Origin of the sequence: Pseudomonas sp. MS19, assembly GCF_013277615.1 — a bacterium.
Classification (GTDB): Bacteria; Pseudomonadota; Gammaproteobacteria; order Pseudomonadales; family Pseudomonadaceae; genus Aquipseudomonas; species Aquipseudomonas marincola.
In genome coordinates, this window is the sequence record NZ_VBTO01000013.1 from 82164 (window position 1) to 95081 (window position 12918).

11 protein-coding genes are annotated in these 12918 nt (G+C 55.6%); 5 read left to right on the forward strand and 6 right to left on the reverse strand.

Features of this window, described 5'->3' with window-relative positions:
* Positions 1 to 56: 56 nt before the first annotated feature.
* Together FEZ62_RS13705 and FEZ62_RS13710 are read right to left on the reverse strand one after the other, a co-directional pair.
* Entirely contained in the window at positions 57 to 1211 is a 1155-nt protein-coding gene (locus FEZ62_RS13705) for an MFS transporter (RefSeq protein WP_172928220.1), read from the reverse strand.
* A gap of 136 nt (positions 1212 to 1347) precedes the next feature.
* Positions 1348 to 1491, reverse strand: coding sequence for a hypothetical protein (locus tag FEZ62_RS13710; RefSeq protein ID WP_170827774.1), 144 nt, complete (start codon positions 1489 to 1491; stop codon positions 1348 to 1350).
* Between the two features lie 138 nt (positions 1492 to 1629).
* Between FEZ62_RS13710 and amn the strand changes: the two genes are divergently transcribed.
* Positions 1630 to 3102 carry an AMP nucleosidase gene (amn, locus tag FEZ62_RS13715; RefSeq protein WP_150547530.1) on the forward strand — a complete coding sequence of 491 codons (1473 nt, stop codon included), beginning with the start codon at positions 1630 to 1632 and terminating at the stop codon, positions 3100 to 3102.
* 1 nt (position 3103) lies between these two features.
* Here amn and FEZ62_RS13720 read toward each other — a convergent pair whose 3' ends face one another.
* Positions 3104 to 3931: a hypothetical protein gene (locus FEZ62_RS13720; RefSeq protein ID WP_172928222.1), complete on the reverse strand. Its 828-nt coding sequence runs from the start codon at positions 3929 to 3931 to the stop codon at positions 3104 to 3106.
* Between the two features lie 194 nt (positions 3932 to 4125).
* Complete coding sequence (locus FEZ62_RS13725; RefSeq protein WP_150547528.1) at positions 4126 to 5148, reverse strand: NAD(P)-dependent alcohol dehydrogenase; 1023 nt, start codon at positions 5146 to 5148, stop codon at positions 4126 to 4128.
* Between the two features lie 205 nt (positions 5149 to 5353).
* Between FEZ62_RS13725 and FEZ62_RS13730 the strand changes: the two genes are divergently transcribed.
* Positions 5354 to 5920: a pseudouridine synthase gene (locus tag FEZ62_RS13730; protein ID WP_170827777.1), complete on the forward strand. Its 567-nt coding sequence runs from the start codon at positions 5354 to 5356 to the stop codon at positions 5918 to 5920.
* A gap of 53 nt (positions 5921 to 5973) precedes the next feature.
* Here FEZ62_RS13730 and FEZ62_RS13735 read toward each other — a convergent pair whose 3' ends face one another.
* The gene (locus FEZ62_RS13735; protein ID WP_069900779.1) at positions 5974 to 6186 is read right to left on the reverse strand and encodes a DUF2788 domain-containing protein; all 213 of its coding nucleotides are present in this window, start codon (positions 6184 to 6186) and stop codon (positions 5974 to 5976) included.
* Between the two features lie 102 nt (positions 6187 to 6288).
* Positions 6289 to 6768 (reverse strand): Lrp/AsnC family transcriptional regulator, encoded by a 480-nt coding sequence (locus FEZ62_RS13740; protein WP_069900780.1) that lies wholly within the window; start codon positions 6766 to 6768, stop codon positions 6289 to 6291.
* 686 nt (positions 6769 to 7454) lie between these two features.
* Between FEZ62_RS13740 and FEZ62_RS13745 the strand changes: the two genes are divergently transcribed.
* The 3 genes from FEZ62_RS13745 to FEZ62_RS13755 are packed head-to-tail and all read left to right on the forward strand — an operon-like array spanning position 7455 to position 12785.
* Entirely contained in the window at positions 7455 to 8336 is an 882-nt protein-coding gene (locus FEZ62_RS13745) for a DUF4123 domain-containing protein (RefSeq protein WP_172928224.1), read from the forward strand.
* On the forward strand, positions 8333 to 11755 hold the full coding sequence (locus FEZ62_RS13750; RefSeq protein ID WP_172928226.1) for a toxin VasX: 3423 nt from the start codon (positions 8333 to 8335) through the stop codon (positions 11753 to 11755). Before FEZ62_RS13745 ends, FEZ62_RS13750 begins: the two co-directional genes overlap by 4 nt.
* The gene (locus FEZ62_RS13755) at positions 11742 to 12785 is read left to right on the forward strand and encodes a hypothetical protein (protein ID WP_172928229.1); all 1044 of its coding nucleotides are present in this window, start codon (positions 11742 to 11744) and stop codon (positions 12783 to 12785) included. Before FEZ62_RS13750 ends, FEZ62_RS13755 begins: the two co-directional genes overlap by 14 nt.
* The last annotated feature ends 133 nt before the right edge of the window (positions 12786 to 12918 follow it).

The following is a 12918-nucleotide window of genomic DNA, read 5'->3' on the forward strand; positions in this document are numbered from 1 at the left end:
AAGAAGCTGACACGTGTCAGCTTCTTTGCGTTTCAGGCGATTAATCTTTCGAGTCGTCAGGCAGAGCGTGCAACTCGCAGAGTCTTTTTACTGCCAATGGCCGTGACCACAAACAAGGCCGCCGCCAGGCTCAGGGCCAATGGCAAACCCTGCGGGCCAAGGCCCATCAGGCTGCCGCTGAGCAGTGGCCCGATCAGACTGCCGACGCCCCAGAGCATGCCGACACTGGCGTTGGCGGTGACCAGTTCGGCCCCGCTGAAGCGCTCGCCGATGCGCACCAAGGCCAGCGTATAAACCCCGCCAGCCACTGCACCGAGTATGACCAGCGCCGGCCACAATACGCTCGGGTGGCCAATCAGCCAGGGCAATGCGCAGCCGATCAGTAACGCCATGACACCACAGGCAAGATGCAGATGGCTGCGCTCGCAACGATCCGACAGCCAGCCAAGTGGCACCTGAAACGTCATGTCACCGAGCAGAATTATGGTCACCATGAACGCGGCAATGCCGACGGCATAGCCGTGACTGCTGGCATAAACCGGAAACAGCGAGAGCACCACACTGTCGAAAAAGGCGAAGAACAACACGCCCGTACACAGCGCCGGCGCTACTCTGATGAAGCCCGCCAACGAGAACGTCTTGGTTTGTTCGTGTTCGGCCTCACTCCAGTCGGCGGGCAGATACAGCCACACCGCCAACAGTGCCAGCAGATTACACCCGGTAACCACGGCGATTGGCCACAGGCTTTGTGTGCCCAGCACGCCAATGAGTGTGGGGCCAAACAACTGGCAGCCGGTGAAACAGGCGGCGTACAGGGCGACAATCTGGCCGCGCTTGTTTTCATCGCACAATTCATTGACCCAGGACTCGCCCAGAATCACCGCAACGCCCATGCCCACGCCCAGCGTCAAACGGGCGGCAGCGAGCCAGCCCAGCGAGTCCGGCAGCCATTCGATGGCGCTGCAACTGGCTGCGCAGAGGGCGAAGCACATCAGGTACAAGTGGCGGCCACTGAAGCGCCGGCACAGCGGAGCGACCATGAATGCGGAAAGAATCATCCCCGCCGCTGGCATCGCCGAAAGAATACCGATTTGCAGGGGCGATGCGCCGGCCTCAAGCAGGCGCAACGACACCAGTGGCAATGTCAGGCCCATGCTCAGGCCTACCACGGAAACGGCAAAAATAAGTACAACCAGTAACCAGCGATTCATCACGTTCTCCGCCCCGGTTCAATTGCCGGGACCAGCCAAGATAAAAAAAACTGCGCAGCGCGGCGCAAAGTAAAAATGTGAGCAAATTGCAGCCGCTACGCCTTGGGTGTGGCGTATACGCAGGTGTGCGTCGGGCTCAGGCGCTGAGTGTGTGAGGCGAGAAGGTGAAGGCGAAGAGTACGCTGCGACGACGTTTGAGCTTGGCATCCGCCGGCCAGGCACGCGGACACGCCAACAGCGCGGTCGGTGCTAATGGGGGGAAGCGCAGTGAAATGCTCATGGTGCGTACTGGGATGAAAAGTGTGCGGGCCGCGATTCTAAGAGGCGCTTGCCGGCGGGTCAAATAATTAGAGGCACTGGCTTAGCTGCCACACTCAGGTGCAATATTAGCCTGCACGTTCAGTCAGGAAGAATCGCCATGCGTCCATGTTCAGATGATTTCATTATTGTCAGCAGTCCCGAAGAGGCGGTGGATCGCCTTGCTGAGTTGCATCAGCAGGCAACCCATGGTTTGAGCCGGGCGCTAAAAGCGTATCTCAAGGATCGGGTTAAACCGGATGCTGAAAACCACTGTCAGTATCGCTACCCCGAGTTGCGCCTGACGTACTTGTGTCAGGGCGAGGTGCCCGCGTCTGTGCGCGCCTTCGCCAAGGTGCAAGTGCCTGGCACTTATAGCGTGACGGTTACGCACCCGGCAGCGTTTCGTAAATACCTGCTGGAGCAGCTGCGCCCGCTGATGCACGACTACACCTTGCGGGTTGAGGTGGGCATCAGCGAGCAGAATATTCCTTATCCGTATGTGGTCGAGCAGGGCGATGAACTGGCAGGCTCGGGCGTCACTGCCGCCGAGCTGGCGCGGGTCTTTCCGAGTACCGACCTGTCGGCTGCTACCGACAACAATGCCGACGGCCTGACCGACTGGGAAAGCATGGAGAGCATGCCGCTGGCGCTGTTCGATGCTGCTCGTGTGGACTTCTCGCTGCGCCGTCTGGTGCATTACACCGGCAGTGACTGGCGCCACGTGCAGCCGTGGATTTTGCTGACCAACTACCACCGCTATGTTGATCAGTTCATCCGCCACGGCCTCGACATGCTGGTCGGCGATTCGCGTTTTACCCACATGATCTTGCCGGGCAACGTGAAGATTGAACGGGGAATGTCCGAAGGCGAGATGCAGGCGATTATCGGCGGCGTTGTCTGGCATCGTTATCAGATGCCGGCTTATCACTTGCTGGCCGGCGACGGCGATGGCATTACCTTGGTGAATATCGGGGTTGGGCCATCCAACGCCAAGAACATTACCGATCACCTGGCGGTACTGCGCCCGCATTGCTGGCTGATGATTGGTCACTGCGGCGGCTTGCGCCAGTCGCAGAACATTGGTGATTACGTGCTCGCCCACGCCTACATGCGTCGCGACGGGATTCTGGATCGGGTGCTGCCGCCGAACATCCCGCTGCCGGCCTTGGCTGAAGTGCAGTTGGCATTGCAGGAAGCGGCTGCAGTGGTGACCGGTGAGCGCGGCGATGAGCTGAAAAAACGCCTGCGAACCGGCACTGTTCTGACGTACGACGATCGCAACTGGGAGCTGCGCTGGGCGCAGGAACGACCGTTAATCAACCTGGCGCGGGCCATTGCCGTAGACATGGAAAGCGGCACCATTGCCGCCCAAGGCTATCGACTGCGTGTGCCTTACGGCACGTTGTTGTGCGTATCGGACAAGCCGCTGCACAGTGAAATCAAACTGCCCGGCGCGGCGGGTGCGTTCTACGAGCGCGCCGTGACCCAGCATCTGCACATCGGCATTACGGCTCTGGACATGCTGCGCAGCCAGCTCAACTCGTTGCACTCACGCAAACTGCGCAGCTTTGATGAGCCGCCGTTCCGCTGAGTTAGCGCGGCACGCCACTGCCGGGCATGGTTTTTAGATAACCGCTGCTGGTCTTCGGGTCATACAAGCTCGATTCCAGGTCGACCAGACTCTTATGGTCGACCTGGATCAGGCCGCGCCGAGGGCGGTCGAGGTCGATGATCAAGAACACCAGCAGCACGATCAAACCGACCATGATGTAGGTCGCAAATGAGGCGCGGTGCCCAGACATTCCGGCCGTGTAACCGACAATAACCCCCGCCATCAGAAACGTGATGTAGAGCAGCCCCAGCACAATCTCCGGAACATGGCGATTGAGCGCGGCATCACGTGTGCCGTACGAATCGATCATTTCGTTGAGCGCCTGAATATACAGCCCGGTAGTCACCGGATTCGGCTGCTCTTGCGCGGCTTTGAGGGCATACGACCACAGCTGGCTTTGCAAGTCTGCTGCCTGCGTCAGCATCGCCCGGCGCTGATAAGGCTTAGCCAAATCGAGATTGCCGGTGCGAATGCGCAGGCTCAGGTAACTCTGCAGTTTATTGACTGAGTCGGTGCGCGCAGGCTCGGGCAACAAGTGGGCACGCAGGTAAGCCGTGCCAATCGCATTGGCCTCATCGACCACCGCTTCGCTGCGATTATCGAAGCGCTGCAATGCCAGGGAAAAGGTGAAGCCGAGGAGCAGGGCCAGTATCCCGATCAACGAGCCCTGAATAGCATTGACGTGGGCCTTGGAGGGCTCGTCTGACATCGACTGGATCTTGCGGCCGCGTCGGTAGCCCAGCTCAATAACCAGCGCCATTGAAACAAACAATATGCCGGCAATCAGCCCGCTGTTGAGTTCGTACATAAACTCTCGCATCTCGCCCCACCCCGAATAAAATCCATCTACTCGTCAGGGCGAAACTCCCGGCTCTGGCGCATTTGCAGTCTAGTCGGCGCGGGCGACTCTTGCCTGTTGCTCAGCCGGGGAGGCGAATTTATGAGCGTGAAGTTGGGATGCACAAGGCGCCAGAGCGGCGCCTTGTTGTGTGGCTTTGAGCCTTACTTGCTAGCGTCGAGCACCACACGGTAGCGGGCTTTGCCGTCGCGCAGATGTTGAATGGCGGCGTTGGTTTCACTCATGGGGAAGTGCTCGACCTGCGGCAGAATCTGATGGCGGGCGCAGAACTCAAGCATCTGCGCCATGATCGCTGGCGAGCCAACCGGTGAGCCGGAAATACTGCGTTGGCGCGGAATCAGGTTGAACACATGCACCGGGATTGCGCTTGGCACGATTCCCACAAAATGCAGCCGACCCTTGCCGCGCAACGTTGCCATCAGTGCGTTCCAGTCGAGATCGGCGCTGGCGGTGATCATCAGAAAATCGAGGCTGGCGGTGATTGCTTTCATTGCCGCACTGTCGGTCGAGGCAACAACCTTGTGTGCGCCGAGCCGCTTGGCTTCATCCTGCTTGTTCAGAGATGAGGTAAACGCCGTGACCTCACAGCCCCAAGCATTGAGAAATTGCAGAGCCAGATGGCCGAGGCCGCCAATGCCAACCACACCCACTTTGTCGGTGGGTTTAACGCCCAGCTCCAGCAGCGGTGCAAATACCGTGGACCCGCCGCAGAACAGCGGGCCCGCAAGGCTCGGATCGAGGTTGTCCGGCAGGGCAATTGCCCAGGCCCAATGTGCGCGCATGCGGTTGGCGAAGCCGCCATTGCCGCCGATGATGGTGGGTTTAACGGTCGGGCAGAGCTGGTGCGCGCCGTCCATGCAGGACGCGCAGTGCATGCAGCTGGATTTGTGCCAGCCAATCCCAACCCGCTGGCCCAGCTTCAGGCCGCGCGCCTGCTCGCCAAGACGAACCACAGTGCCAACGGCTTCATGGCCCGGGACGAATGGATATTTTGCATTGCCCCATTCGTTGTCGATCATTGATTGATCGGAGTGACAAATACCGCAGTACTCAACAGCAATCTCAACCTCTTCTGCGCCGAGCGGACCCGGGTCGTACTCGTATTGCTCCAGTGGCGCGCCAGGCGCTTTGGCGGCCCAGCCGGTGAATGTGTCGAGTGTGCTCATGGGGTATAAGTCCTCAGGCTAATCAAATCGGTTTCAGCATAGTCGTTTGCAGCTACAGGTGAAGGTTGATCATTTGCCATGATGATGTGGCTGCTGCCTCGGTTACACTGGCTTGTATGTCGTACTGTTGATGAGTTTTTGCATGCCTCGTATCTCGCGTCCACAAGCGCCGCGCCGTCCAGCCAACAAGTCTGCACCGCGTCGGGTGGCCAAAGCGCCGCCGGCAGAGCCGCGCCTGTTGTTGCTCAACAAGCCGTTTGATGTACTGACCCAGTTCAATGATGATCAGGGCCGCGCCACCCTCAAGGACTTTGTCGATGTGCCCGGCGTGTATCCCGCTGGGAGGTTGGACCGTGACAGCGAAGGTTTGTTGCTGCTGACCAATGACGGGCAGTTGCAGGCTCGTATCGCCGACCCTAAACACAAGTTGGCGAAAACCTATTGGGTGCAGGTTGAGGGCGAGCCAACTGCCGAGCAGATCCAGCGACTGGCCGATGGCGTTGAGCTGAACGATGGCCCCACGCTGCCCGCGCAAGTACGTGCGCTGGAAGAACCCGAGTTATGGCCGCGTAATCCGCCGGTGCGTTTTCGCAAGAGCGTGCCAACGGCGTGGCTGGAATTGATTATTCGCGAGGGGCGCAATCGTCAGGTGCGACGAATGACGGCGGCAGTGGGATTGCCGACGCTGCGTTTGGTCAGGGTGCAGATTGGCCCGTGGCGGTTGGCAGAACTGCAACCGGGGCAATGGCGCGAAGTTGATCCGAAGCTGTAATGCGTTTTCAAGGAATTCACCCGCCAATGGCTGGCGGGTGAATGCTGGCAGGCTTACATGCCGCCTTCGATTTCCATGCCGGCGATCACGAACGTCTTGATCACAAAGCCAAGCACGCCCAAGCCCAACGCCAAAAACAGAATCATGCTGCCAAAGCGGCCAGCCTTGGATTTCTTCGCCAGATCCCAGACGATAAAGGCCATGAACAAAATCAGGCCGCTGACCAGAATGGTGGTCATCCAACTTTCAAAAACTTCGGGTTCCATACGGACCTCTATATCGTGTGGCGCAATGCCGAACTGCAAATCGCGGGCGATTATACGTCAGCATCGTGCGTCGGTCAGTCCCCGCTGGTAAGTCGGATTTGCTCAGCTGCGCAGGTGTTGCAGCGGCAATTGGGTGCTGGAAAGCACCTGTTGCAGGACAAAGCTTGAGCGCACGCTGGAGACTCCATCAATACGGGTCAGCGTACCGAGTAGTAGTTTCTGATAGTGGTCCATGTCTGGCACCACAACTTTGAGTTGATAGTCGGCATCCATGCCCGTTACCAGGCTGCATTCCAGCACTTCCGGACAGTTACGGATCACTTCCTGAAAGTGCTCGAAGCGTTCCGGCGTGTGCCTGTCCATGCCGATCAGCACATAAGCGGTGAGACTCAGGCCGAGTTTCTGCCGGTCGAGCAGGGCAACCTGACCGACGATATAGCCGTCATCCTCCAGTTGCTTAACCCGCCGCGAGCAAGGTGATGGGGATAAGCCGATGCGTTCGGCCAGATCCTGATTGGATAACGTTGCATCGCGCTGCAATTCGGCAAGGATATTCAGGTCGTAACGATCAAGTTTGTTCATGATTGGCTCGTTTTCATTAACTTCGTGCAGATAATAATGCGCTATTAGTTAAAAATTGCGCAAGCAGGCTTTATTTGAGCAATATTCGCAATCCTCTGCTGCGCGCCTGCACGTATTATTTACCTCAGTTTCAAGGCCCGGACAGCATGTCCACCCCGACTCACCCAATCAGGTGAGCGGTAGCCGCCGATCCCACCGGGTCGTTACGGCAGCCGGGTCCGCACTGCCCAACCAGGCGGGCGAGGAAAAGGCACCAAAACTGCCAATACAGGACAACATTTCCCGAAGGGAGGCCGTAAGGTCTCCCTTTTTTCTTGTGGGCGCTTTGCCGGCCCAGCGCCAAGCTAGGCAGATGTATCAATCCCCTAAGCGTTACTGACCCAAAACTTTGTGTAGGTTATGGAGCAAAAAGGGTGCGCTTTATCGGCGCCAATATCTTAGTTCCGAAATGCCCTACATATAGCCACGAGGCATCGCTGATATTTTCGCCAGAACTGAAATATTGAGTCTGCTCCAGCGCAGCTTCAGAGGTTCTACCCCGATGAACATCAGCAGATCCTTAAACGTGATTTCCTGCGCCTGTACAGTGCGCATCTCAGTTGTCTTCCCCCTCACACACCGCTCAGCTAAACAACTGCCTGGTTGCGCTTTGGGTGCAATTGCACACAGCACGAAAGGGCATGGCAATGAGTGAGTTTCCTGCTCTTCCGCAGGCGTTGCCTTGGCAGGGCGGAGCCTACCTGTTTTTGGATGGTGTCAGTGTCCCGGACATTCTGGGCAAGCTCTATACCTGGTACCCAGACCCAGATATCGAGATTCTCTATTTAAAAACGCGCCTTGCCGGGCTGCATGACATTTCCCCGTGCCTGATTCGCCTGAGCAGCCCTTATGAGGCGGCCATGCAAGCCTATTTCGAGAACCTCGAGGATGAATGGGGCTATCTGATATTCAGCCGTGCGGATAAAACCACGTTGATACAACATTTACGTTGGCTGTTAACGGTTAAGCATCCACTAGGGAGCACTGTTTTTTTACGTCATGCTGACCCCGCAGTAGCTAATGCGCTGTTTGCCGATGCCGTCAGCCGCTGTGATCTGCGTTTTTTTGGGGTGATTGAACTGGCAGTAATGTTTGATCCAGTCACCCGCCTGTGGAATCAACATCAACGGCCCAGTGAGGCCTTAGCGCCCGTCTACGACAAACCCTATGCGTTGAGTGAAGCGCAAATGGAGTTGCTCAGCGAGGTGAGCTTTCGCAATGTGCTGATCAATCTCGATAAGCATTTGCAAACACATTTCCCCGCGTACTGCACCGCTCTAACAAGGATTGAGCGTTGGCAGCATCTGCGCGGCCTTGCTGATGAGGCCTATGAGCGCGGCTTCAACAGCGAGCGCGATATTTTTCGCTACGCCAATATTTTCGCGCTGCTGGGTGATGACGCCTTGCAACATTACCCAGACATCGCAGAACTGATCACGTCGTCCTCTGCTGCAACGCCATCACAGCGCGTTGAAAAAGCGGCTCGTATCGCCTACGAGCGCACCCAGCGGCAAGGAGATCAGGCATGAGTAACACGAACCCCAATGATGTGGATGCGCGCACCACCGATGCCAAGTCTGCGATGGCTGAATGCCCGTTAATGAAAGAAAAAGTGCAGCTCTTGCCTTTGCGCTATGGCTTGGTTGAGCGGCTTGATCCGAGCAGTGCAATCAAACCACCGTATACCTTGAAGTCCCGCCCGTTGGGCGTGCGCCTTATCCGCGATGGCTGGCTGTATATCATCGATAACAGCACCGGCTACCTGCATGAATACAGCGTAACGGGCGGCGCGATTACCAAACGGTTATGGCAAGGCACCGAAGCCAGCCAAGACCAACGTGAGGGCGGTGAGGGCGACAGTATTTTGCTGTTCCCGCGGCTAAGTCGTCTGCATGTGGCATATAGCGAAGTGCAGTGGACGGCTAGAAAGTGCTCGCAAATGATAGGCAGCGTTGAAGAGCGTGAACACTTTATGCAGGTGGTTAATCTCTCCAGCGCCGACCCTATCGCAGGCGCGACGCACCTGCTAACCGAGCGCCAGGCCAAGCAGTGGATTGCTGAAGTTGCCGAGCCCACAAGTACCGAGCCTTTACCCGAAGGTGCAAACGTAGAAGAAGGCCAAGACTACGTTTGGGAGAATCAAACACTGTTTCAGAAGACCCAGATAGGCACGGTAAAAAACCAGCTGCAAGGTGCGTATCAGACCGACCATTTGTACTTAGTGTTCGAAGACAACATCGGCGTATTGCGCGACCTCGCGCAAGAGCAAGACACAGTGGTGGGTTGGATTGATGATTGGCGCAGCAACGAAGACACCGAGCTCAAGTACATGGTGGGAAGCTACATTGAAAACCTGATGGTGCTCGGTGAGCAGAACGTTCAAAGCGCAGGGGCCAGTGACAATTTCCAGAACAAAACTACGTCCCAGCAGCGTCAGTCGGTGTACGACTACGTCAATGCAACTAATGACCTGAAAACCCAGGCCAGTAAAACATCGGAGGTGCTGTACCCCGCATTCACTCTTGGCGGTCAGTTAAAAGGGAGCCCGGAAACTCAAATCCTGCAGGAGGCCGCGGAGAACAAAAAACAGGCCATGCAGGCCGCTCTCGGCGACGCCCTCTACGATGAGTTGGAAGATGATATTGATGCCATGCAAGACAGCACCCATGCATCTCTGGAGGGAAAAGGCCTGGGCGCCCGTGGCATCAATGACCTCGTGCGTTATGAAGAGATGAATCAGTATCTTGAGGCTGAACGTGTCGGCATTAAGCGCTGGACCCAGCGGCTGGATTTAATCACTGAAGACCGCACGCTACTTTTTACCACGGGTGAGTTCCACCGCAGTGCCTGGTATTTTGATACCAGCGTGTCCGCCCAGTTCGAAGCCAAACTCGCTACCGAATTTAATTGCGTGCGTGACTTGTGCCGCACTGGCGAGAGCCTGGAGGCGGTGGGTGAATATTTTCACGTGCACCCCGAATACATTCTTCCTGCATATAACGGTGTTTTCGGCGGTAAAGCAGCCACATTGATCAAGCTGCTGGACAATACCCGCAAAGCGCGGGCAAGCATTGAAAGCGCTAACCTGCAAATAACCCGAGTAGAAGCCCTGATGGGCTCACATTGGACGCACAGCCTTCATCTCTCGCCTCAAGAACGCTCACTGAGTATTGCGGTCGCAGCCTCTTACTCACCGGCTATTGCTTTGCGTCTAAACCAAACAATGGCCGACTTAGAAACCAAGCTCAATTCGCCTGGGCTTTCGGCAGATTTGGAAAAACTCGACACCCACAGTAATCGTGGTCAGCGCTTGGCGGGGCTTCTTGCGCTTAAGCAAGAAGGTGCCACGTTACAGATCTCAAGCGAAGCAGAGATCAAGCAGTTCAAGCTCAAGCTCAATGAGCTCAATCGCTTGCTGGGTGAAGAAGACTCTTTGCGAAAAGAGCGGAATTTTGCCAAAAACCAAAGCAAAAAATTTAGTTCCACTGCTGAGATAAGACGAAGTTTCTTGCATGAAAAACAGCTGCTCAACAACAAGATTTTTCTCGTTCGCCAGCAACGCACTGCCTTAACCAATCAGTTGGGCGATAGCATCATCACCACCAATACGGCCTCAGCTGTAGGCGCTCTTGGGCTGAAAGTTAAATTGACTGCCGCACAGAAAGCCATGTTCGATGATGAAATTGGACGTATTCAACGTGGTGCTTGGAAGGGCTATGGAGAGGGCGGTGCGGCAAAGTCGGTTTTGAAGGGTGGTTGGTTGCCGTTGGGATTGATGTTGTGGCAGTCGTGGTCGCTAGGGGATGCAATAGAGGCTTACAGCCAGATTTCGGGAATAGTCACTCTGAAAGAAAAAGTCGTTTTTCTTGGCGCATTAGCGGCCCCCGCTGCATCCGCACTTTCAATTTACCAAGGTGCCCACCTCGCTCTTGTAAATACAGCATTTAGCACTCTGCAAAGCGCTCACGACAACAAAGCGGGCATGCTATTCGCTGTGAAAATGGGGCGTCTAGGGCTAGGTCTTGGCATGGTTATAGCGCCACTCTTTATGACCAGTGCGATCGCTACTGCATGGAACCATGCCGATAAATGGATCACAGCCATAAAAACTGGCACTACAGGAGAACAGGTAGGAGCGTCTATTGCTATCGCTGGTGATATGGGCTATGCCAGTTTGAGCACCGCCATTACCCTGCGTGGATTGCGGGATCTGGCGGTAACCGGCTGGAAAGTCGTTTCCGTATCTGCGGCTGATCGGGCTGGGGTTATGAGCCTGGCGTGGAGCACCCGAGGGTTGCGGTTCACCGGCTTTCTCGCGCGATCCACGCCCTGGGGCCTCGGGCTAACCGTTGCGCAGGTCTTGGGTGAGGCGCTGTATAACTACTATCACCTTGATGATACCCAGCGCTGGATGCTTAACGGCTGTTGGGGCAACGAGGCGCAATGGTCTACATGGGAAGAGCATGCCCAAGCTTTGGCGGAGGCAACGTTAAAGCCTGTAGTAATCGATAAGGGCTTCGACAAAGCCCCTGATCAAGGTGGTGTGCGCCCCTTATTGCTGTGCTTTCCCGGCGTTACCCCCGAAAGCTTGAAAGCACAGCCAATGGCTTTAAGCATGGACTTTCAGCGCGGTAATCTACCCCCTGAAGATGCCACAGAGGCCATTATTAACGAGTTATGTGTTGTTAGCACTGTGCCATTGGTGCTGCGTTTCGATGTGCCGGAGCATTGGTGTGGCGTGGCCACTTGGCTTCATTTGCGTGTTGCTGTCCAACCAAGTTTAGCCAGCACCCCCCTTAATCAGGACGATAATTTTTTATTCTACGCAATCCCGCTGGATTACATGCCGGAAGGTCACAGCAAATCAACCCTAGGTATGGCTGGCTCCGTGGGTAAAGGCTTACGTGCAATGAGTTTTGGCGTGGAGAACCTGCATGTCAGCGAGTAAATACCAGCGTTTACCGCATGCAGGAGATACAGAAAAAACACTCACTGAGGAAGTGGTGTATCTGGCTCCTAAGCCTATTCCTACAGGAATGGCCGCATTCAGTAGCCGAGAGTTATATCGCACTGCGAACGAGACATATGCTGACTTTGTCATGGGTCGCGGCAGCTTTGAATTTATGATCCGATGGGCGATTGGGTCAGTTGTTTTTATGAAGTTATTCTTTTTTTTGGGGAATGGAGTAGCGGCTTGGATTAGGCGGGCTAAAGAACCCTTTTGGTTAAGTTGGGCCTATAACGAGACCAATCCATATCTGTGGGGATTTCTAGGTTTTTTAGCATTACTTTATCTTGGCACCATCTTAGTATCCATCCGCAAGCTAGGCTCAGTCCCCCCTGTAAGATTTAATCGAGAACGGCGCGCTGTAGCCTACGTTGCTAAACGAGGTCAGCGCGCTCGATTCGTGCCTTGGGAAGAAGTCATTGCCTGCGTGTCGGTCGGCGAAACAATCACCGAATATGCAGTCATTCCCCGGTTCTTGCTCAAGATAGGTTTGCGCGATGCAAGTCGCGGTGATGTGCTGTGGGTCAGCGTTGCGGCCTCAAATGTTGCGCAGGCCATGAGTGAGTGGGAGGCTATTCGTACCTACATGGAGCACGGCCCAGCGGCACTGTTAAGGCTCCTGCCCGAAGATGAACAGATTGAACTGGGTAGCGTGGAATACTTCTATTCCTGCCGCGACGACTACCGCAAGTATCACAGCTGGTTGAAGTACTTCTTCGGTTTTGTCGTCATCCAGTTTTGCAGCGGTTGGACAATACCGTGCCATATCTCCAACTTGATCAACAAGCTGCCTAGAACCGGTTTTCCAAAAGATGTAGTTGAGTGGTCAAAACCACTGCCTTGTGAGCAGCACGAAAAGCCAAGTACTGAGCTATTAGAGCAAAGCGCTTCAGCCAACAAAGCCTATGCAGAAGGTAAAACATTCTTGCAGTACCTCGTTATTAGCGAGGTTGAAGAAGATTTTGTCTGAGGTCACCGGCGCCATTTAGCGCAGCGATCGAGTCATCTGGGCTGATCTGCCGGATTGGGATTTACCTCTGCTTTACATTGGCCTGACCGCACCTATACGCACGTTGATAGACACTCTAATCGTCCTTACAGAT